Raw genomic sequence first — 26,960 nt, forward strand, 5'->3', positions numbered from 1 at the left:
CAATGCTTGATGCGCTGAGGCTTTCAGTGTTGTCTTCGCAAAATCTCGTTAAAAATGGAATTGGAGAGTTAATTTTCCTCTGTGTACTTTTGTTGTGTGATTTGTGATGACAAAAGGTTTGATGATTAAAAGCTGACTAGTAAAGGCTGGTCCATTCAGTGACGTTCACGTTGATCTGTCAGATAGTTTCAAGCTAGATCTTGAATTCGATCATTTCATCACAACCTATAAGGATACCTTGTTTTCGGAGCCTACAACATGGCAATTCAGACCCACTTCAATAATTTTGATAAAGCTATTTACTTAACTGGACAGTCACCAGGTTATAAGAATGCAAAAGAGAAAGACGATAGTATTCTTAATGATTTGAAAACGCGCTTTAAAGAGGAAGGTTATCCAGTAGTTGATACCTTCTTACAGGGGTCATTTTCAGTTAACACTGCAATTAATAATCTCGACGGAGACTATGACATTGATCGTGCATTGGTCATTGATGAAGGCTCCGCGCCTGAGGATCCTGTCAAGTTGAAAGGCGTTGCGCTTGAGGTTCTGACGAAGAGGAGTTTTAAAAATCCAAAAGTTAAGAAGCCATGTGTTACAGCGGACTACTTGAGTATCAATCTTCACATTGACTATACAATTTACACTCGAGACTCCAGTGGAAATTATAAATTAGCAGTAGGCAAACTTGGCTCGTCAGTTGAAAATAAGGAGTGGTCACCAACAGATCCTAAAGGTTTGATGGATTGGATCAATGATACCTCTAACTATGGCCAAAGTGCTCTCAATAAGAGAAAGCAGTACAAGCGACTGGTTCGATACATGAAACGCTGGAGGGATGTCAATTTCAACGAACAATCTCGGAAAAAGCTTTTCTCAATCGGTTTGACAATCATGATTAAAGAACAGTATCAGCCTGATTACTTCTCAGATGTTGAAGATGACTTAGTAGTGCTTGAAAAGGTTGTACGTAAAATGCTGAATGCGGGATATATACAATTAGCAGGTTCAATTGATCAGCCATTATATAGGGTATCAGTAAACTTGCCTAAATCACCGTACAGAAATGTCTTTCAGCATAAAGTAGGAAATCAGTCATGGTCGGGTAGTGATACCAACATCGGTACATTGTTTAGAAACAAACTTACAAATCTGTTGAGGAAGCTTGAAGAAGCTAACAATGAAACAGATGAGATCAAACAATGCGAAATTCTGAATAAGGTCTTCGGTGATGACTTTAAAATCCCTAACTCTTCTGGCAACAAAGGAACTGGGTCTGTAGCAGGTGTAGCCGCCGCATATTTCCCTACAGCTGGCGCTTCAGGGACTTCTCAAGGTGCATAAGTTCGATTATTCAAAAATTTATGAGTACTTTCTGGACTCCGAATATGATGTTGAGCCATGTGAGTTTAAGGGGCTTGATTTCCTTCGTGTATCTTTCGAAATCAACGGGATTGTAGTCAGCCTTTTGCATCGCTGTGTGGCAGAGATTACATCTCTGCCACATTTCTTTTTGGAGAATTATGAAAAATCTGGGCGACTAGCCCACGTGTTACTCTCTAGAGATCCTGATTTGAAAGGCTTAGGATCCATATGTGTCAATAATTTGGATTCGGTTTCCATTAACTACGAGTGCCCTGAGTTGGCTTTTGAGGAATCAATCCGACGACATCAGGATCTTTTAACGAAGCTTTTGACAGACTCTGAATTCAACGAAAGCGAGCTTTTGAGAGAGTTTTCAACGAACTGGCAAAATACATGGCTCAGTGAGCAGTCAACAAAAGTCGAATCCTTAATATGTGCTTGTGATTTGAAGGATTTCGACATTTTGGAAATCTTTCGACCACTGGCTGGTGCTAATGTCAATCCTCTGGGGCTGTCATATGTGGCGGTATCGAGGCAATACTTAAATTCGAATATTTCAAATTATTTATCTTTGCCGGTCCGTTCTAAAGCTCCTGAATATATTTCTGCATTTTATATGTCAGTTAAGCAAATTAGTTTAGGTTTTCCAAGCAATGAAATTGAATTAAAGCATTGGATTTGTGAGGTTTTCGAACTGCTTGATAGTGATGCACGATCAGAGATCGAAAGTATCCTAAAGTCTCGTCGTTCTAAGCAATTCTGGGGCGTATTTGGTATTGAAACACCTTCAGGTGTTTCTTATTTTGGGATTCGGTTTTGTTGTAATTCCAAAAAATCATTTCCTGATAACTTTGAAAAGCTGGCTAACTGGAGTGTTGAGCCGATTTTTCTAACAATGTTGAATAAAGAAGAGCTTTTATTTCGAGGAGGAGCAGATAATACACTTTCGAGAAAGAAAGTTTTACTTGTTGGTTGTGGCTCCGTTGGCAGTGAAGTCGCAGATAAACTGGGTGCTGCTGGGGTTGGCTTGTTATCTATAGTTGACCCTGATTACTATTCCCCATCTAACATATATAGGCATTTCTTGGATTCTCGGTGGCTGTTTGAGCATAAGTCCTTAGCCGTTTCTTATCAGCTAATGTCCAAGTACCCATGGCTTGAGGCTAGAGGTTATGGACAGTCTCTTCTGGACCTTAGAGATCAAGATATTTTGAGAGAGTTTGATCTTGTTATCGCAGCAATCGGTTCCCCTACACAAGAACGAATTTTTCAAGATTATGTCGTTCAAAATAATATTAATACCTCTGTTATTTATACGTGGCTGGAGGGGTATGGTATTGGTGGTCATGCAGTGCTTGATGTTCCGGGAAGTAAAGGTTGTCTGAAGTGTGCTTATGTTGACCCAGAGAGCGGTCGTAGGGGATTAGCATCTAATCTGAATTTTCTCGTATCTGATCAAGACGTAGTTAAAAACTTTGCAGGTTGTGGAGAGATGTTTATTCCATATGGGCACCTTAGTTCAAGTCAGACGGCATTGGTTGCTACAGATCTTGCCCTAAAGTACTTGAGAGGAAAGCAAACTGAATCAGCGAAGGTGAGTTGGAAAGGATATGACGATGATGCGATAGATCAAGGCTTGAAACTGAGCCGTCGTTACTCCTCATTTGATAAAAACCTGAAGATTCAATCACTATGTCACCCAATGTGTGATGTCTGTTCGGATCAAAGGTATGTTGTATATGGAAACCATGATCTTAAGCTTCGAATTCCTGCTTCAGTAGTTGAGGAATTAACATCATATCGGCAGGATGGTTCTGATGATGTTGAATCGGCAGGACTGTTGGTTGGCTATGGAAATGACAGTATTTACACTCTGTATGAAATTACCTATCCACAAGAATCGGATATTCGGGATCGGGCATATTTTAAGCTTGATCCTACTTCCCACCAAAAAATTATTGATGAATGTTTTTCTTGCTCTGATGGTTTATTGGGATATATAGGGACTTGGCATACACATCCTCAAGCCGTTCCATCGCCATCCAATTTGGATTTAAAAGACTGGCTAGCGCATGAGTCTGAAAATCAAGATAGGCAATTGTTTTTTATTATCGTTGGAAAAGATGAAGTAAAGGTTTTTGGAATCATTGATAGAGAACCTATTGAGTTCGCTGTTCTAGGGGAAGACTGCTAATGTGGGAGAGGTTTAAATGGCTTTGGGTTACGGCTTGGCGACTCAAGAAGTCTCCGTACCCTAAAATTTCTATTGGGGCAAAGCTTTGTTTATGGCCTTTTTCGTTATCAATAATCTATTCTGCAATTGATGTAACGGTTAGCTTTAGATCTGAATCCCCCGTTGACTCTATTAGTGCTAGCCTTGTAGATACATCTCAGCCACTTTGGTTTTCTATATTTTTGATGGTTGTTGGGGCTTATATAATTCATTCAGACTTGAAGTCTAAGGTTCGACATACTTCTAGAATTCTAATTTCTTCTATGCCTGGAATGTCGAGAGAGTTTCCGGATGTAATTCTCGATCGTGCTGAGAAAGAGTTTTGTCGTGAGGCTGCTATTTTGGGGCAAGCTATTGCAGGGAATGATGAAAATATTAAACGGCAGGTTCAATTTTACAACTCTGAGCTATTGGTGGACATACTAAACCGTTTCATTGTTCATGATGACTGTAAACGATTGTACTTTGGTGGTTTGGCTAGGGTTCCACTTTTAGTTGCATATGGGTATATGCTGAAAAATCTGAGGTGTTCTGTTGTTTATTTCGACAAGTTTCATCGAGATGGATCTTGGAAGTTGTTGGATGACGAGGACATGAGAATTAGTTTGTCTTTGCATCAAATAGAGGATATCAGTCCAAGTCAATCTGGGGATGTGGGGCTGGCTATAGGTTTTACTACTCCGATAATCCAAGATCAGTTGCCAGAAGAATTAAGGGCAAATACTTTAATAATGTCCTCAAATCAAAACGCTGAAAGAAATATGGTTAAGAACCAAGAAAATCTTAATAGAATTTCAGCTGAAATTTGTAAGGTAATTGATGAGCTTTCAGGAAAGATAGGGTGTAAGAAAATTCATCTGTTTTTATCAGTGCAGTCAACATTAGCTATCGATATTGGTAGGAGGTACCAAGAAGGTATTCACAAAAACTGGGTTATCCATAATTTCTCTCCTGAGGCTAACTCGTACACCTGGAGCTTGGAGCTTTCAAAATCAGGCGCAAAGTATGCTGCTTCTTAGCCAATTTTTCAGTTTTTTGGGCAGATGTAAATTTAGCCTACTTTTCACCTGCCTCGAGTTTTTTCTAGTACTGATATTACCACTACTTCCTAGACACTAATCACCAATCTTCATTAAGGTACTTAAGGGGGAGTTACTACAGGTGTTAATAATGCCTTATTTTAGTGCGTTTCAGAGCTAAAAAGTTAAGGGGTTGATAATATTTTATGGTGTTTAGTATGCTTTTTACTCAAAAAAGGCTTTTTCAAAAGTTAACAGTACAATTCCATCGATCCATGATGGTTTATCGATATAACTTAATTTATTGAACTTATTGTTATGCCATTGCGTACAGTTAAGAAAGACTGTGAGGAGGATGCTGATGAAAACGTTTTTGTGGTTGATTTTATGTGTTTGGCCTGTCGTCAGTTGGGCGGACGCTGCGGCTTGGCAGGCGTGGCGAGAGGGTAAGGCGGTGCTGATTATGCGCCATGCTTTGGCTCCTGGCGTAGGGGATCCCGAAGGCTTTGTACTAGAAGACTGTAACACACAGCGTAACCTAAATGACGCTGGGCGCTCACAGTCGTTAGCTTGGGGTGAACATATACGCGAGCAGTATTCTGGTTCCATTGCGGTTTACAGTAGTCAATGGTGTCGTTGTTTGGAAACCGCGAATTTGTTGGCTCAAGATGATGTAACGCCTTTGCCGATATTAAATTCGTTTTTTGCCGGTCAGGGAGACCGCGTAGGACAAACACAAGCCCTGCTGCAAAGGTTCTCTCAGCAAAGCGTCAGCCAGCCAACCATATTAGTGACACATCAAGTCAATTTTACAGCACTGACGCAGGTGTATCCCAACTCTGCCGAGGCCGCTATCTTATCCCTTCCCTTGAGTCAGCCAGCCAAGATACTGGCGCGCATTCAGTTGGATTCAAAATAATAATGGACAAAAAAAGGGTCGACACACTACGGTCGACCCTAGTTATTGATTAAGACCTATTTAAGCGATTTTAGCTTCTGGCTTACTTTGGCTTTTTACAAATAAGACACAGGCTGCTAACACAACTAAAGGTAGGACGGGATCGTAGATACTGCCTAGGCTGCCGAATATTAGGTTCAAAATCATGATCAGCGATCCACCAATTGCCCATGCAATCGTCGTTGGAATAGTCCAGATGACCAATTGTTTTTTCACCTCAGTCACGCCCATTAAACGGTTAACAATGTGGAAAAGGCTGTCGTTAAAGTAACCGGCGAACAAACTGCCCATGGTGGCGGCAGACGCAGCAAACAGCATGTTAACGCCTTGCATTTCAGCGAGCACTGGAGCAGAAATTGAAGCGGCCGTGATCATTGAAACCGTACCACTTCCTTGGATAATCCTAACCAAGGTCGCAATAATGAATGGAATCATGATAGGCGAAATTGAAAGTGCGACGATCTGATTCGCAATTTCAGCACCCGCACCAGATTCACGCAATACGCTGCCCAATGCGCCACCCGCTCCTGTTACTAGAAGAATGATGCCGCAAGTCGATATGCCATCTTCTAATTTTTTGGTGGTTGTTTCTTTGTCTAAATAAGGCGTCAGCGTATAGACGGCCAGTAGTGTACTGATAGAAAGGGCAATAATTGGGTTACCCAGGAAATTAAATAGGGCGCCAACAGTGCTCGTTGATAGGCCTTCCATTGCAAATTGCTTCTCTGCCAAGCTCATCAGAGACTTAATCAAAATTAACACAATCGGTACGACAATCGGCATGATCGATTTGATCAGCGAAGGCAGCTCCTTTGACTCTTTTGATGCCATGTAATCATCATGAATCTTTTTAAGGTCAGCATCGGCCGCCAATGTCGGAGAAACGGCAAATTCAGGGAAATGTTTTTCTAACCAGCGTGCGTACAAAACAATGCCGTATACGCAAGGGATCGCCACTAACAGTCCAAAACCGAGCATAGACGCTAGATCTACATTAAAAATACTGGCAACACCCAAAGGTCCAGGAGTGGGTGGAATGCAGTGATGGGCGACTACCAATCCGCCAGCTAGGGCGACGGTTAAGGTTAAGATAGAGCGATCAGATTTTTTCGCCAAAGACTTAGCGATGGGATATAAAATAATAAGCGCACTGTCTACAAAAACCGGAATACTGACAATGTATCCTGTAATGGCCAATGCTGTTTCTTCTTTTTTCTTTCCTAGCCATTTTATGAAATGGTAAGCAATAGATTCGCCAGCACCAGAGGTCTCTAGAATCGCTCCCATCATGACCCCTAAGCCGATGACAATACCGATGCCACCCAATGTCCCACCAAAGCCTTTACTAATAGCGGACATGGTTTCATCAACACTCAACCCGCCGATTAAGCCGGCAATACAGGCCGCAATTAACATGGCGATCAACACATGAACTCTGGTTCTTAGTACTAAAAATATTAAAACAAAGACAGCTATTATTAAGCCGATCACAGATATGGGTAGCATAGTTTTACTTCCTTTATTGTTATTAGAGCTTGGTTTTTTATTTAATAGATTCTACAAATTCAGTGAATATCGAATGAAAGCTTTGGTCTTTAATAAACCCTATTGATAACTCTTTTTCGTTATTAATCGATTTGGGCCAACTTGAAACGATTTTTTCAATCTTTTCATCTCTTTCATAAGAAATTAAATCAAGATAAGAGTCATCATAGGCGCCAGCAAGGCAGGCAATCATTTCTTTTGGAGAAGTTTGTAAACCTGGTAGGTTAATGGTTTTAAACCCTTCTAAAAGGCGGGTATCGATTTGACTCGCATGAATCATGTTTTTAATAACCGTGTTTGGGCTAGATACCCAAAGTGGTAAATGAATATCCACTGGGCAATTGCTTTTCTCATGTTTTAGCGGTTCGCGAATAATGCCGCTTACAAAAGAGGAGGCCGCTTTATTTGGTGCGCCAGGACGGATGCAGATAGTCGGTAGGCGAACGGATACGGCATCAACAAAGCCTTTGCGAGCGTAATCATTCACCAATAACTCACAGATGGCTTTTTGAGTGCCATAAGATGAGCTAGGTTGCATGGCGGTCATGTAATCAATTTTTTCTGGAAGCTTTCCACCAAACACCGCTAAAGAACTGGAAAAAACAAAGCGGATACTCGTATTGACTTCACGACAACGATCGAGCAGAAGTTGAGTGGCTTTTAAATTGACCTGCATGCCAAGTTCAAAATCTTCTTCTGCGTGGCTTGAAACAATGGCGGCAAGATGAAAAACATGCGTTGTATCTTTATCAATAATCTTAGAAACGTCTTCTTCGACAGTGATATCTGCGATAATGGATTGTATTTTAGTATCAGTCAGTAAGGTGTCGTTCAATAACACTTTATCGACAATCTTAATGCTATTTATTGTGGGGGAATTGACTAATAATGCTTTTAATAGCTCGGTGCCTAAAAATCCGGCTCCGCCAGTAATGACGATATTCATGTATTTATCCTTATATTTTTATTTTAATTTAAAGTGTTTTTTATAAATAAGGTTTAACCCAAGCTAAGCCACTTTCTGTACTGTTTTTCGGATTGTATTCACAGCCAATCCAACCCGTATAACCAGATTCATCTAATATGTTAAATAAATGCGGGTAGTTTATTTCGCCTTCAGATGGTTCATGTCTTTTTGGAACGGAAGCGATTTGAATATGACCGGTGACATCGGCCAGATCTTGGATGAGACGAGTAAGATCCCCATCCATAATTTGGGCGTGATAAATGTCTAATTGAAGTTTGACGTTCGGTCGATCTACTTGTCGGATTAGCTCGGCGGCTTCTCGTTGATGAGCAATGAAATAGTTAGGAACATCACGATTGTTCAAGGGCTCAATCATCAGCTCGATACCGTGTTTAGCAAATTCGTCTGCGGCAAAGCGAATGTTATTGATGAATGTGTTGATGTGTTCTTTACGGCTGAAGTTAGGATCAACAATGCCAGACATAGCATGCACTTTTTTACAGTTAAGTGCCTGTGCGTAGGCTAAAGCGGTTTCTACACTTTGCTGGAATTCTTTTTCACGACCTGGAATAGCCGCAAAGCCTCGTTCGCCTGCATCCCAGTTGCCAGGAGGCATGTTAAACAAAGCCTGTTCAAATCCGTATTGCTGCAATTTAGACGCTAAGACATCAGCGTCAAAAGCATAAGGAAACAGATATTCAACGGCTTTAAAGCCCGCATTATGTGCGCGCTCAAAGCGTTCCAAAAAGGGAACGTCAGTGAACAGCATGGTTAGATTTGCTGCAAATTTAGCCATTATTTGCCTCTCCCTTTTAGATCGGTTACTTCATCATCGGTTAAGTAGCGCGTGGGTTTGTTTGCTAATAAAAAAAACAACTTCGCGGTTTCTTCTAGCTCTTCTGCGTTATCAACAGCGTCTAAAAAATCACTGCCGGTAATGATCGGCCCATGGTTTGCCAGTAAAAAGGCGCGATATTTACCCGCTAATTTGCCAAGATCTTCGGCAATATTGGGTGAGCCGGGGCGATAATATGGGACAACAGGCAGTTCTCCGACTCGCATCACGTAGTAAGGCGTAAAGGCTTTGATTGCATTTTTTGGGTCTAGATTTTCCAAGCAAGAAAGCGCAGTCAGATAGGTGGAATGCAAATGCACGATCGCGTTGCAGTTTGGGTCTTTATCATAAATAGCTAAATGAAAAGCCACTTCTTTAGAAGGGCGTTTACCAGAGAGGTGGTTACCTTCTTTGTCAACGACAGACAACTCTTCCGCCACTAAACGACCAAAAGAGGATCCTGTCGGTGTTGCGAGAAAGTGTCCGCTAGGGAGTCTGAGTGATAAGTTGCCCGCACCACCAGTGGCATAACCACGGTTGAACATGGAGCGAGCTAAATCGACCATTTGTTGTCTCAATTCAGCTTCATTCATGAAAAATACCCCTGAGCTGTGGTGAAAAAGTTCTCATCGCCAAAATTGCCTGATTTAAGCGCAAGAGAAACGTCTTGATTAATGGCTTTTACCCAAGGCACGCCAGGGGCTATCTGAGGGCCGATGTGAAAGCTGTCGACTTTTAGACTTTGCGTTACGACACCAGAGGTTTCGCCACCGGCAACGATAAAATTGCGCACACCGTAAGCATGTAGTTTGGTGGCCAGTAGACTAAAAAGTGTTTCAATCGCTTGGCTTGAAGCCTCAGCGCCATATTGATGTTGAATGTGTTTGAGCTTTTCAGCGTCAGCGGTAGCGTAAATAATGGGTGCCAAGGATTCGTTAACGTGGTTGGCAACCCAATCAAATACCTCGTTGACATAGCTTTCATTGCTCATACAGCGTTCAATATCAATGGCAAAAAAAGGCGCTTTGGCTTTATAAAGTTCAACTTGTTTGTTGGTCATGACAGAACATGAGCCTGACAGTATGACCGTTGGTGCTTTAGATGGGTGACCAGCCTGTTTTGCCAGAGTTTGGTCTTGTAAATGTTCTCCCCAGTTTTTTGCTATCCCAGTTGCTAAACCAGAACCGCCCGTGACTAATTTGAGCGAGCGAGCGGCTTTGCCAATTTCGTTAAGGTGTTCTGCTTTAAAAGCATCGACAACGGCGTAACGTTTGCCTTGTGCTTTTAACTCCGCGAATCCACCAATAATGGCATCTGCGCCTTGCTCAATACTTTGATAATGAATCAAACCCGTTTTGCCTTTGGATTGCGCGTCCATCAAATCCATAAGATTCGAATTCGTCATAGGCGTGACCGGATGGTTGCGCATACCTGACTCGCTGAGCAATTGACCCAGCACAAAAAGATGGCCGTTAAAAACCGTGCGTCCGTTAACGGGAAGGGCGGGGCAGACAATCGTAAAGTCTTCGCCCAATGCATCCAGAAGAGCATCGGTGACAGGTCCGATATTGCCTTTAGCGGTACTGTCAAAAGTAGAGCAATATTTAAAATAAAATTGTTGGCAGCCTTTTGACTGTAGCCACTTAAGTGCCGCTACGGATTGTTCTACCGCTTGTTCGACGGGGCATGAGCGCGACTTTAGGCTCACAACGACCGCGTCTGCATTGATGTCCGTATCTACAGAAGGAATACCATTGACTTGAATGGTGCGCATGCCGTTTTCGACAAGAAAGCCAGCAATGTCCGTTGCACCGGTAAAATCGTCTGCAATAACGCCTAATAACATATTACTTCTCCACGCCTGGTAGATTAATGCCGCTAAAGATCTTAATCACCGCGCTGTCATCTTCTTGGCCGAAACCTGCGTTACTAGCAGAAAGGAACATATTTAAAGCGGTGCTAGATAAAGGAAGGGGGAATTTCAGCTCTTTGGCGGTATCAGCAACAAGGTTTAAGTCTTTAACAAAAATATCCACCATAGATTTTGGGGTATAGTCACCATCGACAACATGTTTCATGCGGTTTTCAAACATCCAAGAGTTGCCCGCAGCATTGGTGACAACGTCGTACATAAGATCAAGCGGAATGTTGGCGCGTGCGGCAAGGGCCATCGCTTCAGCACCGGCAGCAATGTGAACCCCTGCCAACAATTGGTGAATGATTTTAACGGTTGCACCAAGGCCGATTTCTTCACCAATGTTGTAGACTTTAGCCGCTGTCGCATTTAGGACGGGCTGTAGTTTTTCAAAGGCTTCTATTGATCCGGATGCCATGACAGTCATGTCACCTGTTGCCGCTTTTGCAGCTCCACCAGACACGGGCGCATCGAGCATCAATAATTGGTGTTGAGAGAGTTTTTGGTGAATAGCTTTGGCATCTTCAGCGGAAATAGTTGCAGATACCATGACGGCAGTTTGTGGTTTTAGTGCAGCCGCTAAGCCGCTATCAAACAATACGGAGTTAACTTGTTTTGCGTTTACGACAAGTACTAAGATGGCGTCTAATTGCTCGGCAAAATCTAAGGCGCTACTGGAAACCGCTTTTGCACCGGCAAGGTTTAGCTCTTCTAGAGCGTTAGGGTTTAAGTCAAAACCGTACACATCTAAACCTGCATTAATACAAGACTTAGCCGCACCCATGCCCATAGAGCCTAGTCCGATCACGCCGACGGATTTCGCTTTATTTGTCATACAATACCTACTGAATTATTGTTAGTTTATGTTCGGATTTGTGATTTTTTCACCATTGAAACCGATTAAAGCGTTTTGTTTCACATATTTCAACAATTATTAACACTTTTATTCGGTGTTTTTGACTTTTTCTCGTCTCATGGTGTGATGTCTAGCACGAAACATGGCATTAAACAGGGGAACTGTCCGTTTTTTTACTGCTCATTCACATAAATTCACATGAGGGTTGTTTTTTGCTAAGCTGCGAAATACGTAATTTAGTGAATGGAATGGCGCAAATATGATCCCTATTGAACGGCAAAGAAAAATTCTGACTTTGTTGAAAAATCAAGAAGTCGTTAGTATCACGGAGTTGGTAGATTTATTTAATGTTTCGCACATGACCATTCGTCGTGACATAGAAAAGCTTGAAGCTATTGGTAAAGTCAGCTCTGTTTCAGGTGGGGTTCAACTGGCCAGAAATATTCATATTGAACTCTCGCACGATGTGAAGATTACGCAGTTTGCCGCGGAAAAAGAAAAAATTGGTAAGCTGGCCTCGAGTATCATTGCGCCTAACATGACCGTTTACCTTGATGCTGGCACCACGACTTTAGAGATTGCCCATCAAATTATTCAACGCAAGGATCTGCTGGTGATTACCAATGATTTTGCGATTTCGGCTTTTTTAATGGCGAACTCAAGTAATGATATTTACCATACTGGTGGTAAGGTAGATCGACAAAACCAGTCAACGGTTGGATCAAAGGTCGCTGATTTTTTACTCAGCATGAACATTGATATCGCTTTCATTTCAACCTCGTCTTGGAATTTGAAAGGACTCTCTACACCGAATGAAGAGAAGGTCATTGTTAAGCAAGCCATTGCCAAATCATCGAAAGCCGTTTGTCTGGTGTCTGATACGTCCAAATACGGGAAAATCGCGGCCTTTCATGCATTGGATATGGAGCGAATAGATACCATCATCACGGATTCTGGTTTGCCTGAGGGCGCCTTTAACGAGTTAAAAGATAAGGGGATTGATATATTAACCGCGTGAGTTGTTGTGAGTTAATCGGCTAATCGGAAGAAATGAGGCGTTTGTTGATATTGATCGGTGCGCTGCTTGCCTTCGAAACTAACCTATTTTATTCACACAACAAAAAAACCAAGGCTTATGAAGTCTGCTTCACTCGCCTTGGTAGTCAGGTTCATCAAGCATTAAGTGGACTGATGAAGCATATTGCGCAATACATATTGTAATATGCCACCGTGTTTGTAGTACTCCCATTCTTTCGGCGTATCAATACGCAGATCGACACGGGTACGCAGCGTTTCTCCATCGCTTTTGGTTGCCACCAGCGTGACGTCAGTGACGCTGTCCTGCAAGCCATCGATAGAAAATATTTCTTGTCCGGTTAATCCTAATGACTCATGGCTTTCCCCTTCTTTAAATTGCAATGGCAAGATGCCCATTCCGATCAAATTGGAGCGGTGAATACGCTCATAACTCTGAGCTATAACGGCTTTGACGCCTAGTAGTAAAGAGCCTTTCGCGGCCCAGTCGCGGGATGAGCCTGTTCCATATTCTTTGCCAGCCAAAATGATCAGTGGGGTGTGCTGCTTTTGATAGGCCATGGCAGCATCATATATACTGGCTAAATTATCATCGGGCTGGGTACGTGTTACGCCGCCTTCTGTGCTGGGGGCGAGTAGATTTCTCAAACGTATGTTGGCAAAGGTACCTCGAACCATGACATCGTGATTACCACGACGTGATCCATAAGAGTTAAATTGCGATTTTTCAACACCATGCTCCTGTAAGTATAAGCCTGCAGGTGAATCTGTTTTAATCGCCCCCGCCGGAGAAATGTGATCGGTCGTGACAGAGTCGCCAAGTTTCGCCAAGCAACGGGCGCCTTTTATATTAGGTATGCCGGGAGGCTCGACCGTCATGCCATCAAAGAAGGGGGCTTTTTTTATATAGGTAGAAGCCTCATTCCAATCGTATAGTTTGCCATCGGGTACTTGAATCTGTTGCCAACGATGGTCACCTTGATAGACATTGGCATAGTTTTTTTCAAACAGGCTTTTGGTGACGGTGTCTTTCACCAAATCGCTGACCTCTTTCACGCTTGGCCAAATATCTTTTAGATAAATATTATTGCCCTGTTTGTCTTGCGTTAGCGGTTCTCTATAAACATCAATATCCGTGCGCCCTGCAATAGCGTAAGCGACAACCAGGGGTGGCGAAGCCAACAGGTTCATTTTTACATCTTGATGAATGCGGCCTTCAAAGTTGCGATTACCTGATAAAATGGAGCTCACAATGAGTTGATGCTTCTGAATGGCCTCGGATATTTCATTGGCTAATGGACCCGAGTTACCAATGCAGGTCGTGCAGCCATAGCCCACTAGATTAAACCCCAGATAGTCTAAATCCTCTAAGACTCCCGCTTTTTCTAAATAGTCTGTGACGACTTTAGAACCCGGTGCTAGAGAGGTTTTCACCCAAGGTTTGACATTAATGCCGAGTTGTTTGGCTTTTTTTGCGACCAAACCTGCGGCGAGAATCACACTTGGATTAGACGTATTGGTACAACTTGTGATTGCGGCAATCACACAAGCACCGTCATTGAGTTCAAACGCTTGTCCTTGCGATGTCACATTGGCCGCTCCCATAAACTGCGCTTCGTTTACCGGCTCATTGGCATCCTTGGCTGGGCCTTCGCTTTCAATAAGACTTTGCTGGTGATCGTTTTTTTCTCGGCGTTCAATGCGTTCATTTTGAAACGTTTTTAAGTGCTTGCGTAACACGTCGCCAGCTTGGTCAAGGGGGATTCGATCTTGTGGCCGTTTTGGGCCTGCTAGGCTAGGCACCACATCGCCTAATTTTAATTCAAGATAATCGGAATAATCTGCCTCATCACCATTGTGGCGCCATAAGCCCTGATGTTTGGCATAGGCTTCTATTAAGTGAAGCTGTGCTTCGTCGCGATTGGTTAAGCGCAAGTAGTTGATAGTTTCGTCATCAATAGGAAAAATACCGCAGGTAGCGCCGTATTCAGGGGCCATGTTGGCAATGGTGGCTCTGTCAGCAAGCGGCAATTCGGCAAGGCCATCACCATAAAATTCAACAAACTTACCGACAACGCCGTGTTTTCGCAGCATTTCCGTTACGGTAAGCACCAGATCGGTTGCGGTTGTGCCTTCTGGTAATCGGCCACTTAATTTTACCCCGACAACGTGCGGTATAAGCAAACTAATAGGTTGCCCTAACATAACGGCTTCGGCTTCAATGCCACCGACGCCCCAGCCTAGGACGCCTAAACCATTAATCATGGTCGTGTGAGAATCTGTGCCCACTAGCGTGTCTGGATAAGCCGATTTTTCGCCGTTACTGTCTTTATGAAACACAACACGTGCTAAATATTCTAAGTTTACTTGGTGCACAATACCGGTTGCTGGAGGGACTACTTCTAAATTATCAAACGCAGTTTGTCCCCAGCGCAAAAATTCGTAACGCTCCTTGTTGCGGTCGTATTCTAGTTTAGCGTTTAAATCAAATGCCCCATCATTGCCATAACCGTCTACTTGTACTGAATGGTCGATGACCAGTTCAACGGGAGAGAGAGGGTTTATTTTCGCCGGATCACCACCGAGTATTTCCATGGCATCACGCATGGCCGCTAAATCCACAATGGCGGGCACCCCCGTAAAGTCTTGCATAACAACACGAGCTGGCGTGAAGGCGACTTCTTTGCTGGGTTTTGCCTGTGGATTCCAATCAAGTAAGGCTTGAATGTCTTCGGCTTTGACACTGATGCTGTCTTCATGACGCAGCAAGTTTTCTAATAAGATTTTCAATGAAAAAGGCAGTCGTTTTGCCTTGCTGCCAAGTTCCTGTAAGGAATGGATATGAAACGCTTCGCCATTTACAGTGAGTTGTTGCTGAGTGTTAAAACTATTATTCATAGTGTCCTCCTACTGTATTGGTCAGGATGGTTAAGACCTCTGCAAAAAAATAAGTATAGATTATCTTAACCTGCATAGAAGGAGGTGAGACATAAGGAAGCGGTCAAATCAAATTGGCTGGACGTTATTTCCTTATTTTAGAAGGGGTTACCAAGCGGTTGATGCAAATATTTTGAACGACAATGAAGAGATATGCCGAAATATCTCCTCATCATACTTTTAAGATTACTTTATTACTTTGTAAACCGCGGCAATGTCTTCCTCTGCAAAGCCAGCTTTTAGCGCCTGTTTAAAGGCTTCATTGGCAATCGCGGCGGTTGGGAGAGGTTGCTCAAGCTGGTCTCCAAGCGCGATGGCAAGTCGTAGGTCTTTTTGCATGTGTTTGAGTGGAAAGCTGGTGGTGTAGTTTTCATTTAATAGCATTGCGCCTTTGCCTTTAAACATTGGGTTTGCCATCGCGCCTGCATCCAGAATGTCTAAAATTTGTTGTCCATCTAAGCCCGCTTTTTGTCCTAGTGACATGCCTTCGCTAAAGATGCTTAGCATACCGCCCATCATCATATTCACCACGAGCTTCATGTTGGCACCTTGACCAACCTCGCCAAGGTACGGTGACATCTTGCCCATGACGTCGAATGCCGCTTTTGCGTCGTTATAAAGGGATGGGTCTCCAGCGGCGAGAATAATCAATGTGCCATCTTCCGCGGGTTTTTTTGTCCCTGAAACGGGCGCTTCTAAAAAACGTCCGCCCGCTTGGGTGATTAAGTGGGCAATGGTTTTCGAGGTGGTATCGTCTACGGTCGACATATCCACATAACCACGGCCAGCACCAATGCCTGCCACAACACCATCTGGGCCTTGGCAAAGGGCGAGGGCGGCTTCAGGGTCAGATACCATGGCGAAGGTCATATCGCAACTTGCGGCAACGGCTTTAGGGGTCTCGCCTTGGTGTGCGCCTAATGCCACCAACTCAGCGCATTTTGCAGAATTGCGATTCCACACGGTGACATCAAATCCCGCTTTTAATAAATTGGCAGCCATGGCTTTGCCCATGATCCCTAAACCCAAAAAACCAATACGTTTCATACATTACTCACTCAATCAGTGTTGTTTTCTAAACATGAATACATGTTAGTCGTTATAGCAGATAAGAATGGTTATATCGTAGCACCCGTTTTAACCATGGGGGCTAGGACAGTAGCTTCACCACAATAAAGCCAGTGAATAAAGCGATACTCACCGAAAACAGTGAGCCCAGCATCACATATTCTGTAAATTTTCTATCATGGGCTTCGCGTAAGTCTCCCATGCGGAAAATGGATTTCGCGGCCAGCACGAATCCTACGGCGGTGTATTGGCCGTTTAAAATAAAGGTTAATACCAAAATGCGTTCAAGATAGCCTAGGTACTTACCTGCATCCGGTAAGGATTGCACTTTCGTGTTTTGGCTATCATCACCATTCCCATTTAAATTGGTCGACCATTTGGAAAGAATTTCACCAATAACGATAGAGGCTGGTTTTAACATCACTAAATAAGCGAGAGCGATGAGTAACGCCGCGTTGTAGTCTATGTTATCAATGAGTGTTCTGATTTGTTCTATCGCAGTATCAAAGAGATAAAACCATAAAAATAGGATGCTGAGGATATGAAGTAGCTGGTCGATGATAAACCACAAAAAGCCTTGTCCCACTTTCACTTTTGCATAATCGATTAGGCCATGAATGAGCGCGAATAATAAGCCGATGAAGAGCGAGCCGAGCAAGCTGGTGGCGGTTGCGAAACTCACAATCGCTAAGACAATGGCACCATGAACCAGACCATGATAATACAAAGCGCGCGAATGGCCTTGGAGGGTGTTTTTGTCTTTTACCCAAGTATTGGGTTGTAAGAAGAAATCACCAATCACATGCCCCAGTAATAACAAGAGCAACACAGCCAAACCGTCGAACTGAAACATCACGACTTACTCCCTATTAACGAGGTTTCTATGACATTCAAAGTATCCAGTATCAAACTCGCATTGGCGCGTTGCAACCGTGATGCTAATGAACGGCGGTGAATCCCCGTTTTGGCGGAAAGAGCCTCTTGAGTGAATTCAGGATAAAGAAGGCGAGGGAACAAGACCTCAGCTTGTTTCTCACTGAGCCCCGTCATCATAAAATCGAGGTGACGAATCAATAAATCACGGCTGGGGTTGGCTTCAACTGTGTCTGGCAAAGACAGCTTAAGGCGTTCTTCATTCATGTCCTTTAAAGCGCGGCCTGATAGTTGAAAAGCTTCGCCTTTGGCGGTTTTTCTCAGTTCCGTTTCGATCTGTTGATACTGACCAATACCGATAGACACCCGAGCGTCGGCGTCTTTTACACACCTCATCAGTGTGAGTCTTAATAACAGCGCACAGCGCAGCGCGTGTTTTGGGTCGGGGACAAATACTTGAAACTCATCACCGCGAAACACATCCCCCTGAGCGCTAAACTCATCTTGGAAAATGCCAATGGTTTGCTCAATCTGCTGTAAACAGGCTTGATGCTCCGCATCCGACAAAGCACTGGAATTCACCATATCACCGGTGATCACACCGGCAAGCGCCGCTTTGCTATTCAAACTCATGCATTTATCCTCCCAGCTCGCCAAGATTAATCGCTAAGTAAAGGCATAATAAAAGCACAAATTATTGACCAAAGCCAGTTTGGTCAATAAATACTGACCAAAATTGGTTTGGTCTGTATTTAGTCTACCTACTGAGAGTGTTTTGAGTCGGTCTGCAAAGTTTTTTTGCGTTCCGACAGCCAGATCCCTGCCAGTACCATGGCCAGAGCAATAGCATGATAAAAGTGGAAGGTTTCGTGCAGCAGTAGCACGGCTAAAATGGGGGCGAAAATTGGCACAAAATTAATAAATACTCCGGCTCTGGCAGGGCCTATCAATTCCACTCCACGCATAAAAAATACCTGAGAAATCAGAGAGGGAAAGAACGAAATATACAACACAATCAGCCAACCTTGTGGGGTGGGCCAGTAGGCCGCGCCAGTGGCTATTTCATAGGCTAGAGCGGGCAGCGCCGTGATGGCACCAATACAGGACAAAACAGTAAAGAACACCATGGCAGAGACATTTGGTTTACTGCGTAGCGCCAAGGTGTAAATGGCATAGCACACGCAGGCGATCAATATATATCCGTCTCCCGGATTAATGGACAGTTCTAGCAGCTTGGTTAGGTGGCCCTGAGTGGCCACCAAAGTCACCCCCACTAAAGTGAGAATAATACCAATGGACTGCAAAAGATGGACCTTTTCTCGATACAAGGACATGGTTCCGAGCAGGACCAATACAGGCACACTGCCTTGAATGATCCCAATATTAATGGCGGTGGTCTGATGAGCGGCAATATAAAATAGAGAATTAAAACAAGTGAAGCCCAGAGTCGCCATCAGCACCATTTTTAGCAAATGGGGACGCAGCAGGTGCCATTCCTGACGGACTTGGCGGCCATAAAAGAACCACATCACGCTACTCACAATCAGCCAGCGTAGAGACACCACGGAGAGTGGTGAAACCTGAGCGATAGCCAGACGGCCAGCAATGGTATTTCCACCCCAAAACAGAGTGCATAAAATCAGTAATATATAGGCATTGGAGTGAATGCGGGTAGTGAAAAAACTCAACAAAGCGGTCATTATCAATCCTTAAAATGGTACAGCGGATCCCAATTTATTTTTGCTTATCAGCATACCCATGCTGGTCTAGGGAAGAAAGCAGAAACTGATCATTCAATTTTCGGTTAACTGCCCAAATACACTCGGCTTTACACAAAACTTTCGTTATATTAGGAAGTTAAATGGAGTTGCAGCGGATAAATGGCATGGCCTCAGGCATTAATAAAGCGAAATTAACAGAAACCGACATCATCACGAAATTTATTCTGCCCGCTGTTAAAAGTGCTGGTTGGGACGATCGTACACAGATACGACAAGAGTTCCCTGTTACAGATGGTAAGGTGGTGGTGCGAGGTCAAGTGGCAGCGCGTCAAAAGGCGAGAAGAGCCGATATTGCACTTTTTTATAAAGACGGTATGCCACTGGCGGTGATAGAAGCCAAGTCCAATCAATATTCTGTTGGTCATGGTATTCAACAATCCTTGGACTATGCCGAACGATTAGGTGTGCCTTTTGCTTTTGCCAGTAACGGTAATGGCTTTTTATTCCATGATAAAACCAATCCAAACCAAGTTGAAAGCGAGATAGCGCTGGATGATTTCCCTAGTTGCGAGCAGCTTTGGGAAAAATTTTGTGAATGGAAAGGCTATCGTAACGACCAGCTGCCCTTAGTGACGCAAAGCTACCATAGTGATGGCGAGGGCAAAGCGCCCCGTTATTACCAGATGCAAGCCATTAACCGATCCATAGAGGCGGTTGCCAAAGGTCAAAATCGCCTGTTATTAGTCATGGCTACAGGAACAGGTAAAACCTACACCGCCTTTCAAATTATTTGGCGGTTATGGAAAGCCAAGCAGAAAAAACGCATCTTATTCTTGGCTGACCGTAATGCCTTAATTGATCAAACTTTTATCAATGACTTTCAGCCGTTTGGTGCGGCCATGACCAAAATCAAAGGCCATAAAATTGACCCTGCTTACGAAATTCACCTTGGTCTGTATCAGGGTATGACAGGCACGGAAGAGATACAAAAGGCCTATAAAAATGTCTCCCCTGATTTCTTTGATTTGATTGTGATTGATGAATGCCACCGAGGCAGCGCCGCAGAAGACAGTAACTGGCGTGACATTCTCGACCACTTTAGCAGCGCGACACAAATTGGTTTAACTGCCACTCCGAAAGAAACCGAAGACGTATCGAATATCGAATATTTTGGCGAGCCGATTTATACCTATTCCCTCAAACAAGGTATCGAAGATGGTTTCCTTGCACCCTATAAAGTGATGCGTGTCGACATTGATGTGGATGTACAAGGCTGGCGACCAGAAAAAGGCAAGTTAGATAAAGATGGTTATTTGGTAGATGACCGCATCTACAACCAAAAAGACTTTGACCGCAACCTAATAATCGATGAGCGCACCCAGTTGGTGGCACAAACTGTGACCAACTATTTAAAGCGCACCGACCCTATGGCAAAGACCATTATATTTTGTAACAACATCGATCATGCCGAACGCATGCGCCGAGCTTTGATTAACCTTAATCCTGAACAGGTGGCGAAAAGTGACAAGTATGTGATGCGCATTACCGGGGACGAAAAAGAGGGCAAAGATCAGCTAAGTTATTTTACTAACCGAAAAGAATCTTATCCCGTGATTGCCACCACCTCGGAACTAATGACCACAGGTGTCGATGCCAAAACCTGTAAATTGATCGTGCTCGACCAAGGCATACAGTCTATGACCAAGTTCAAACAAATTATTGGTCGTGGCACTCGTATTGATCAGGAATACAATAAGCTTTGGTTCACCATATTAGACTTTAAAAAGGCCACTGAGCTGTTTGCTGATCCGCGCTTTGATGGAGATCCAGAGCAAATTAGAGTCAGTAAGCCAGAAGATTTTGCTGATGACGCTCTTCTTGATGAAATGATCCACGATGGTGAAGAGATCGACCTGAGTCAAGATGACAGCATAGACCCAGATAGCATTCAAGAGCCCCAAGGTGACTACCAAAACGGTCGTCGTGAAGATTGCCAACTGGATGATGCAGATTGGACTGATGATAAACCACGTAAATTTCATGTGAACGGTGTGCAAGTGAAAGCCCTCGCAGAGCGGGTACAATATTATGATACCGACGGCAAACTGGTGACCGAATCCTTTAAAGACTACACCCGCAAAACTTTAGCGAAGCGTTTTGCTTCTCTCGATGAATTTGTCAGAACGTGGCAAGCGGCAGAACGCAAACAAGCCATTATTGATGAGCTGGAAGAGTGCGGAGTGATTTGGGAATTACTCGAACAGGAAGTCGGAAAAGAATTAGATCCATTCGATATGATTTGCCATATCGTATATGATCAGCCGCCGCTGACCCGCAAAGAGCGCGTCAACCAAGTGAAAAAGCGCGACTACTTCACGCGTTATGATGGCGTGGCGCAAGAAGTGCTTAGCCGTCTGCTCGATAAATACGCCGATGTCGGTGTAGCGGAAATCGAAAACATACAAGTACTTAAAGTCGCGCCGTTCGACCAGTTCGGGCGTATGCAGGAAATTATTAAAAAAGGCTTCGATGGCAAAAAAGAAACCTATTACGACGCGGTGAAAGCATTAGAAGACGAGCTTTATCAAGATCAAAGCGCATAACACCAACCCCAATTCATATGTCACTCAAGCCAGTATTTGGCTTGAGTGACATCATTTCGAACAAATGCAATAGAGAAAATTATGTCCATCACGACTGTCATCAAATCCATCCAAGACATTATGCGCAAAGACGCTGGTGTAGACGGCGACGCCCAACGCCTTGGACAAATGTCTTGGTTGCTATTTCTAAAGATTTTTGACGCCCAAGAAGAAGAGTTAGCCTTTGAACAGGATGATGCTTATCAAGCACCCATTCCAGAAAATTACCTATGGCGTAACTGGGCAACCAACCCCGAAGGCATTACTGGCGACGACCTGCTTGATTTCATCAATGATGATCTTTTCCCTGACATGAAAAACCTTGATGCCACTCGTGATCGTAATCCTCGTGGTTTTGTGGTGAAAGAAGCTTTCAGTGACGCCTACAACTACATGAAAAACGGCACCTTGCTGCGCCAGGTGATCAATAAACTTAACGAAATCGATTTTACCGATTCCCAAGAGCGCCATCTGTTTGGTGATATTTACGAGCAAATTCTGCGCGATTTGCAAAGCGCGGGCAACGCAGGGGAATTTTATACACCTCGTGCCGTGACTCAGTTTATCGTCAACCGTCTCGACCCCAAACTAGGGGAAAGTATCATGGACCCTGCCGCAGGCACGGGCGGCTTTCTTGCTTGCAGTTTTGATCATGTGAAAGATCGTTATGTGCAGACCACGGAAGATCATCAAACTCTTCAACAACAGATCCACGGCGTGGAAAAAAAGCAGCTGCCGCATTTATTGTGCATCACCAATATGATGTTGCATGGTATTGAGGTGCCCGTGCAAATTCGCCATGGCAATACCTTGAGCCAGCCGTTGGCGAACTGGGACAGTAATATTGATGTGATCGCCACCAATCCACCGTTTGGCGGCACCGAAGAAGACGGCATTGAAAAGAACTTTCCAGCGGACATGCAAACCCGCGAAACGGCCGACTTATTTTTGCAGTTGATCATAGAAGTACTGAACAACCAAGGCCGAGCTGGTGTGGTACTGCCTGATGGCACCTTGTTTGGTGAAGGTGTGAAAACCAAGATCAAAAAAATGCTCACGGAAAAATGTAACCTGCACACCATCGTGCGTTTACCGAACGGTGTGTTTAACCCTTACACCGGCATTAAAACCAATATCCTGTTTTTCACCAAAGGCCAGCCGACAAAAGACGTGTGGTTCTAAGAGCATCCGTATCCAGATGGCGTGAAAAACTACAACAAAACCAAACCAATGAAGTTTGAAGAGTTTCAGGCGGAAATCGACTGGTGGGGTGACGAGGCTGACGGCTTTGCCAGCCGTGTGGAAACCAACCAAGCTTGGAAAGTTTCTATTGAAGACATCATCGCGCGGAACTTTAACTTAGACATTAAGAACCCCTACCAAGAAGCGATAGAAAGCCACGATCCAGAAGAGCTACTGGCAACCTATCAAGCACAACAAAACGACATCGCCGCTTTACGGAACCAGCTAAAAGGCATACTGGGCGCGGCGTTAAGCTCGTCTGGCGCTAGTGTAGGCGGAGAGAAGTAATGTCTGAGCAATCCCATAGCCCAATAGACAATTTGATCACCGAGCATATCGACATCTGGAGCAGCGCCATCAAGCGCAAATCCAGCTCTGGCCGAGGCTCAAGTAAAAAAATAGAACTGTACGGCATCAAAAAACTGCGAGAGCTGATTCTAGAGTTAGCCGTGCGCGGTAAACTTGTCGCTCAAGACCCGAATGATGAGCCTGCGTCTGTTTTACTGGAACGTATCGTCCAAGAAAAAGACCAGTTGGTGAAAGAAGGCAAAATCAAAAAGCCGAAAAAGCTGCCAGAGATAAGTGAAGACGAAAAGCCGTTTGAATTGCCTGAAGGGTGGGAGTGGGCGAGATTAGGTGAATTGGGCTATACGCAAACAGGTGGGACTCCAAGCAAAAATAAGACGGAGTATTTTGGATCAGATATACCTTTTATAAAACCAGGAGATATTTTAGAAGGGAAAGTTAATTACTCTAATGAGGGGTTATCTTATTTTGGGGCTGAGTCTCTAGGGCGAATAGCGCCAAAAGGCTCCGTTTTAATGGTGTGTATTGGCACGATTGGCAAATGCGCTTATATTGATCAAAAGTGTGCTTTTAATCAGCAAATCAACTCAATAACACCATATTTGGACATTAGTGAATTTTTATTTAAAGTTCTTTCTGCTTCTTACTTCCAAAATTTATCATGGAGTTTCTCTGCAAGCACTACAATCGCGATTATAAATAAAGGCAAGTGGGAAATGATTCCAGTTGTTTTGCCTCCTTTAACAGAACAGCACCGTATTGTTGCTAAAGTCGATGAGTTGACGGCGCTTTGCGATCAACTCGAAGCGCAAACCGAATCCAGCCTTGATGCTCACCAAGCCTTGGTAACAGTCTTACTAGACACTTTAGTGAATAGCCAGAATGCCGAAGAATTAGCGGAAAATTGGATGCGCATCAGCGGCCACTTCGACACCTTGTTCACTACAGAACACAGCATCGACCAGCTTAAACAAACCATCCTGCAACTCGCCGTGATGGGCAAACTGGTGCCCCAAGATCCCAATGATGAGCCCGCGTCTGAGCTACTAAAACGCATCGCCGCCGAGAAAGACGAACTGATTAAGCAAAAGAAAATCAAAAAACAGAAGCCACTACCTCCTATTTCAGAGGATGAAAAACCGTTTGATTTACCGGTAGGGTGGAGAGTCTCTAGTGTTGACAGTTGTTTTTACGTATCTGGAGGCATTCAAAAGACTCCTAAAAGAACACCAGTTTCTAATCATTACCCGTATTTAGCCGTTGCAAATGTGCAGCGGGGTAATATTGATATCAATGACCTAAAAAGATTCGAAGTAACAGGTGAAGAGCTGGACCAGTACAGACTGGAAAGTTTTGATTTACTGGTTGTTGAAGGTAATGGGAGTGAAAATGAAATTGGTAGGTGTGCTATCTGGAAAGGTGAAATTGAGAATTGTCTTCACCAAAATCATTTGATTAAGTGTCGCCCAGCTATACATAAATTAAGTGATTGGGTGCTGATGGTTCTTAATTCGCCGTTAGGTATTTCTGAAATGAAACGGTTAGCAGTTACTTCAAGTGGACTTTACAATTTAAGTGTTGGCAAAGTTCGTACTATTTTATTGCCAATTCCTCCACTCGAAGAACAGCACCGCATCGTCGCCAAAGTCGATGAATTAATGGCTATCTGCGACCAACTGAAAGCCCGACTCAGTGAAGCGCAAACCACGCAATTGAACCTTGCTGAGGCGTTAGTTGAGCAAGCGTTGTAGTGTTTTAATGGTAGCATGAGGACAAAAAAGAGCTCAGGTCTCTTTTTTGTATTAACTAAGGAAAGAATGAATATTACTGGATATAGTTACCATTATGGTAAATAATGCATCAAATATTAGCGCTTATGATGGTGTGCCGCCTACGGAGGTTGGCAATGGAAGAGCTCGAATAAGAAGTGGTCCTCTTTATGAGGTTGCTGATGTTCTTGCGCTTCTAGCTCAGGGCGACAATAAAACCAATTTATGGACTCGCAAGTGCGTACAAGACGTTGGGCGATTGGCCTTTGATATTGCCGATGTGCGTGAGCTGTTGAAGCAAGCATTAACCAAAGGCGAATACATCAATTCTGAATGGTGTGTACAAAAACCAACAGGTCCTTGGGCGGCGTGTGATAGTTACCGCTTGTTACGTGATGAGTGGAATGACAATGCTTATAAGCATCTGCGTTACGAATATTATGTGAAATTTGCGATTGCTAAGACAGGGAAGTTATTGCTACTTGTCTCTTGTCATTTATCGCAGTAGGGGAATGTTATGAAACAAAGAATGTGTCCGATTTGTGAAGCTGGGCAATTACATACTCATACTGAATGGATTGATGTTGAGTATTTAGGTCAACAAGGCCGAGTTGAAAGTCATTATGCAGAATGTGATGCCTGTGGCAGCGAGCAAGCTGGTGCAACTGAAGCGCGTTTTAATAAGCGTGCCATGGTAGCTTTTAAAAAGCAGGTGCAAGGTTTATTAACGGGTAAGCAGGTGCGAGACCTTCGTAAGACTTGGGGGTTGAGCCAGGACGAAGCGGCAAAGGTTTTTGGTGGCGGTCCTGTTGCTTTTTCTAAATATGAAGCCGACGATGTCATGCAATCTGACGCAATGGATAGATTGCTACGAATGGCCGATGAAGTGCCTACGGTATTGGATAAGTTAATGACCAATGCGGGTGTTCATATTAAGCGAGATGCTCTGTGGAATGATGTCACCGTTGTTAATCTTGCAAACTATAGGGCTAAAGCAAAGGCTGTGATGATTACTTCCCATTCCACTGGATATGAGGCGCGTTATGGCGGCTAAAGTTAGTAAAAAATTACAGCAAGCCATCGAGAACCTTAAGATTCAGGATGTTTACTTAAAATCAACACAAGCGCAATGCGAAGACGATTTTGATCCTAAATCAACTGAGTTAGATGAGTTGCTTGTTCAGCAAATGCATACAGTACGAAAAAGTGAAGTGCTTAAAGTGAATGATGCTGAATTGCTGGTAAGGATTTATGTTCGTTTAGGAACCCGCTGGCTGTCCCCAAGCGATAGCGAGGAGTCTAATATTAAAGCGTTTATTGAGGCGGACTTTATCGCTGAATATCAAATGGCAGAACTATTAGAGCAAGACGTTATCGATGAATTCGCACTGCAAAATGCCAGTTTTCATGTTTGGCCTTATTGGCGTGAATTTTTAAGTGCTCAGTGTGAACGTTTGCGCTTACCCCGCGTTGTGTTACCTACCGTACAGTTTAGTAAATAAGTGCATTTATCTGGTATGAGTAAGAAGGGTATTTAGTCGTGCTAGATGAGGTGCGCGAGCCCTAGTTATTTGCAAGTAATTGGTTTTAAGCAGATTAGGCTTTGTTTCTTCATGACTAACTTTATGCTTTATTAGCGAGGTTTTGCGCAAAAAGTACAATCGTGAGCAATTA

The 26,960-nt window shown here is 43.7% G+C and carries 21 protein-coding genes and 1 pseudogene; 11 read left to right on the forward strand and 11 right to left on the reverse strand.

All coding sequences use genetic code 11. The annotated features are described in order from the left end of the window. Positions 1–258 precede the first annotated feature (258 nt). From DKT73_RS01685 to DKT73_RS01700, 4 genes are all read left to right on the forward strand, one after another. Positions 259–1,344, forward strand: coding sequence for a cyclic GMP-AMP synthase DncV-like nucleotidyltransferase (locus DKT73_RS01685; protein WP_111636853.1), 1,086 nt, complete (start codon positions 259–261; stop codon positions 1,342–1,344). Further along, entirely contained in the window at positions 1,337–3,559 is a 2,223-nt protein-coding gene (locus DKT73_RS01690; protein WP_111636854.1) for a ThiF family adenylyltransferase, read from the forward strand. Before DKT73_RS01685 ends, DKT73_RS01690 begins: the two co-directional genes overlap by 8 nt. Next, a complete protein-coding gene (locus tag DKT73_RS01695; protein WP_111636855.1) occupies positions 3,559–4,617 on the forward strand; it encodes an SAVED domain-containing protein in 1,059 nt (352 codons plus the stop codon). The genes DKT73_RS01690 and DKT73_RS01695 overlap by 1 nt, the downstream gene beginning before the upstream one ends. Positions 4,618–4,978: 361 nt before the next feature. After that, the gene (locus tag DKT73_RS01700) at positions 4,979–5,536 is read left to right on the forward strand and encodes a histidine phosphatase family protein (protein ID WP_111636856.1); all 558 of its coding nucleotides are present in this window, start codon (positions 4,979–4,981) and stop codon (positions 5,534–5,536) included. 60 nt (positions 5,537–5,596) lie between these two features. Here DKT73_RS01700 and DKT73_RS01705 read toward each other — a convergent pair whose 3' ends face one another. Genes DKT73_RS01705 through ltnD form a run of 6 tightly spaced genes read right to left on the reverse strand, consistent with a single transcriptional unit; the run spans position 5,597 to position 11,672 of the window. Further along, complete coding sequence (locus tag DKT73_RS01705) at positions 5,597–7,081, reverse strand: GntP family permease (RefSeq protein WP_111636857.1); 1,485 nt, start codon at positions 7,079–7,081, stop codon at positions 5,597–5,599. A gap of 37 nt (positions 7,082–7,118) precedes the next feature. Beyond that, positions 7,119–8,066, reverse strand: a complete 948-nt coding sequence (denD, locus tag DKT73_RS01710; protein ID WP_111636858.1) for a D-erythronate dehydrogenase — start codon at positions 8,064–8,066, stop codon at positions 7,119–7,121. 40 nt (positions 8,067–8,106) lie between these two features. Then, on the reverse strand, positions 8,107–8,883 hold the full coding sequence (otnI, locus tag DKT73_RS01715) for a 2-oxo-tetronate isomerase (protein ID WP_111636859.1): 777 nt from the start codon (positions 8,881–8,883) through the stop codon (positions 8,107–8,109). After that, positions 8,883–9,515, reverse strand: coding sequence for a 3-oxo-tetronate 4-phosphate decarboxylase (otnC, locus tag DKT73_RS01720; protein ID WP_111636860.1), 633 nt, complete (start codon positions 9,513–9,515; stop codon positions 8,883–8,885). Before otnC ends, otnI begins: the two co-directional genes overlap by 1 nt. Then, positions 9,512–10,768 (reverse strand): 3-oxo-tetronate kinase, encoded by a 1,257-nt coding sequence (gene otnK, locus DKT73_RS01725; RefSeq protein WP_111636861.1) that lies wholly within the window; start codon positions 10,766–10,768, stop codon positions 9,512–9,514. The genes otnC and otnK overlap by 4 nt, the downstream gene beginning before the upstream one ends. A 1-nt stretch (position 10,769) precedes the next feature. Next, the gene (gene ltnD, locus DKT73_RS01730; RefSeq protein ID WP_111636862.1) at positions 10,770–11,672 is read right to left on the reverse strand and encodes an L-threonate dehydrogenase; all 903 of its coding nucleotides are present in this window, start codon (positions 11,670–11,672) and stop codon (positions 10,770–10,772) included. A 280-nt stretch (positions 11,673–11,952) separates the two neighbouring features. Here ltnD and DKT73_RS01735 point away from each other — a divergent pair, with 280 nt between their 5' ends. Further along, positions 11,953–12,711, forward strand: coding sequence for a DeoR/GlpR family DNA-binding transcription regulator (locus DKT73_RS01735; protein WP_111636863.1), 759 nt, complete (start codon positions 11,953–11,955; stop codon positions 12,709–12,711). Positions 12,712–12,872: 161 nt separating this feature from the next. On the opposite strand, the gene acnA is transcribed toward DKT73_RS01735, so the two are convergent. From acnA to DKT73_RS01760, 5 genes are all read right to left on the reverse strand, one after another. Then, complete coding sequence (gene acnA / locus DKT73_RS01740; RefSeq protein WP_111636864.1) at positions 12,873–15,626, reverse strand: aconitate hydratase AcnA; 2,754 nt, start codon at positions 15,624–15,626, stop codon at positions 12,873–12,875. Positions 15,627–15,851: 225 nt separating this feature from the next. Continuing rightward, the gene (locus tag DKT73_RS01745) at positions 15,852–16,712 is read right to left on the reverse strand and encodes an NAD(P)-dependent oxidoreductase (protein WP_111636865.1); all 861 of its coding nucleotides are present in this window, start codon (positions 16,710–16,712) and stop codon (positions 15,852–15,854) included. Between the two features lie 103 nt (positions 16,713–16,815). Continuing rightward, on the reverse strand, positions 16,816–17,586 hold the full coding sequence (locus tag DKT73_RS01750) for a DUF3307 domain-containing protein (protein ID WP_111636866.1): 771 nt from the start codon (positions 17,584–17,586) through the stop codon (positions 16,816–16,818). Next, positions 17,586–18,239: a hypothetical protein gene (locus tag DKT73_RS01755; RefSeq protein WP_111636867.1), complete on the reverse strand. Its 654-nt coding sequence runs from the start codon at positions 18,237–18,239 to the stop codon at positions 17,586–17,588. Before DKT73_RS01755 ends, DKT73_RS01750 begins: the two co-directional genes overlap by 1 nt. A gap of 128 nt (positions 18,240–18,367) precedes the next feature. Beyond that, positions 18,368–19,306: a DMT family transporter gene (locus DKT73_RS01760; protein WP_111636868.1), complete on the reverse strand. Its 939-nt coding sequence runs from the start codon at positions 19,304–19,306 to the stop codon at positions 18,368–18,370. A gap of 185 nt (positions 19,307–19,491) precedes the next feature. Between DKT73_RS01760 and hsdR the strand changes: the two genes are divergently transcribed. The 6 genes and pseudogenes from hsdR to DKT73_RS01790 all read left to right on the forward strand — a co-directional run bounded on the left by hsdR (position 19,492) and on the right by DKT73_RS01790 (position 26,788). Next, complete coding sequence (hsdR, locus tag DKT73_RS01765) at positions 19,492–21,930, forward strand: EcoAI/FtnUII family type I restriction enzme subunit R (RefSeq protein ID WP_111637168.1); 2,439 nt, start codon at positions 19,492–19,494, stop codon at positions 21,928–21,930. An 81-nt stretch (positions 21,931–22,011) separates the two neighbouring features. Then, positions 22,012–23,499: pseudogene (locus DKT73_RS01770) on the forward strand (N-6 DNA methylase). Between the two features lie 32 nt (positions 23,500–23,531). Beyond that, positions 23,532–25,268 (forward strand): restriction endonuclease subunit S, encoded by a 1,737-nt coding sequence (locus DKT73_RS01775; protein ID WP_198666514.1) that lies wholly within the window; start codon positions 23,532–23,534, stop codon positions 25,266–25,268. Positions 25,269–25,362: 94 nt separating this feature from the next. Continuing rightward, the gene (locus DKT73_RS01780) at positions 25,363–25,794 is read left to right on the forward strand and encodes a hypothetical protein (protein ID WP_111636870.1); all 432 of its coding nucleotides are present in this window, start codon (positions 25,363–25,365) and stop codon (positions 25,792–25,794) included. A gap of 9 nt (positions 25,795–25,803) precedes the next feature. After that, positions 25,804–26,340: a type II toxin-antitoxin system MqsA family antitoxin gene (locus DKT73_RS01785; protein ID WP_111636871.1), complete on the forward strand. Its 537-nt coding sequence runs from the start codon at positions 25,804–25,806 to the stop codon at positions 26,338–26,340. Beyond that, on the forward strand, positions 26,330–26,788 hold the full coding sequence (locus DKT73_RS01790) for a preprotein translocase subunit SecB (RefSeq protein ID WP_111636872.1): 459 nt from the start codon (positions 26,330–26,332) through the stop codon (positions 26,786–26,788). The genes DKT73_RS01785 and DKT73_RS01790 overlap by 11 nt, the downstream gene beginning before the upstream one ends. Positions 26,789–26,960: the final 172 nt, after the last annotated feature.

Origin of the sequence: Marinomonas shanghaiensis, from assembly GCF_003259175.1 — a bacterium.
GTDB classification, from domain to species: Bacteria; Pseudomonadota; Gammaproteobacteria; order Pseudomonadales; family Marinomonadaceae; genus Marinomonas; species Marinomonas shanghaiensis.

Coding starts and splice junctions, on each gene's coding strand:
- DKT73_RS01685 (WP_111636853.1), top strand. CDS start 259: ATGGCAATTCAGACCCACTTCAATAATTTTGATAAAGCTATTTACTTA.
- DKT73_RS01695 (WP_111636855.1), top strand. CDS start 3,559: ATGTGGGAGAGGTTTAAATGGCTTTGGGTTACGGCTTGGCGACTCAAG.
- DKT73_RS01700 (WP_111636856.1), top strand. CDS start 4,979: ATGAAAACGTTTTTGTGGTTGATTTTATGTGTTTGGCCTGTCGTCAGT.
- DKT73_RS01705 (WP_111636857.1), bottom strand. CDS start 7,081: ATGCTACCCATATCTGTGATCGGCTTAATAATAGCTGTCTTTGTTTTA.
- denD (WP_111636858.1), bottom strand. CDS start 8,066: ATGAATATCGTCATTACTGGCGGAGCCGGATTTTTAGGCACCGAGCTA.
- otnI (WP_111636859.1), bottom strand. CDS start 8,883: ATGGCTAAATTTGCAGCAAATCTAACCATGCTGTTCACTGACGTTCCC.
- otnC (WP_111636860.1), bottom strand. CDS start 9,515: ATGAATGAAGCTGAATTGAGACAACAAATGGTCGATTTAGCTCGCTCC.
- otnK (WP_111636861.1), bottom strand. CDS start 10,768: ATGTTATTAGGCGTTATTGCAGACGATTTTACCGGTGCAACGGACATT.
- ltnD (WP_111636862.1), bottom strand. CDS start 11,672: ATGACAAATAAAGCGAAATCCGTCGGCGTGATCGGACTAGGCTCTATG.
- DKT73_RS01735 (WP_111636863.1), top strand. CDS start 11,953: ATGATCCCTATTGAACGGCAAAGAAAAATTCTGACTTTGTTGAAAAAT.
- acnA (WP_111636864.1), bottom strand. CDS start 15,626: ATGAATAATAGTTTTAACACTCAGCAACAACTCACTGTAAATGGCGAA.
- DKT73_RS01745 (WP_111636865.1), bottom strand. CDS start 16,712: ATGAAACGTATTGGTTTTTTGGGTTTAGGGATCATGGGCAAAGCCATG.
- DKT73_RS01750 (WP_111636866.1), bottom strand. CDS start 17,586: ATGTTTCAGTTCGACGGTTTGGCTGTGTTGCTCTTGTTATTACTGGGG.
- DKT73_RS01755 (WP_111636867.1), bottom strand. CDS start 18,239: ATGAGTTTGAATAGCAAAGCGGCGCTTGCCGGTGTGATCACCGGTGAT.
- DKT73_RS01760 (WP_111636868.1), bottom strand. CDS start 19,306: ATGACCGCTTTGTTGAGTTTTTTCACTACCCGCATTCACTCCAATGCC.
- hsdR (WP_111637168.1), top strand. CDS start 19,492: ATGGCCTCAGGCATTAATAAAGCGAAATTAACAGAAACCGACATCATC.
- DKT73_RS01780 (WP_111636870.1), top strand. CDS start 25,363: ATGGTAAATAATGCATCAAATATTAGCGCTTATGATGGTGTGCCGCCT.
- DKT73_RS01785 (WP_111636871.1), top strand. CDS start 25,804: ATGAAACAAAGAATGTGTCCGATTTGTGAAGCTGGGCAATTACATACT.
- DKT73_RS01790 (WP_111636872.1), top strand. CDS start 26,330: ATGGCGGCTAAAGTTAGTAAAAAATTACAGCAAGCCATCGAGAACCTT.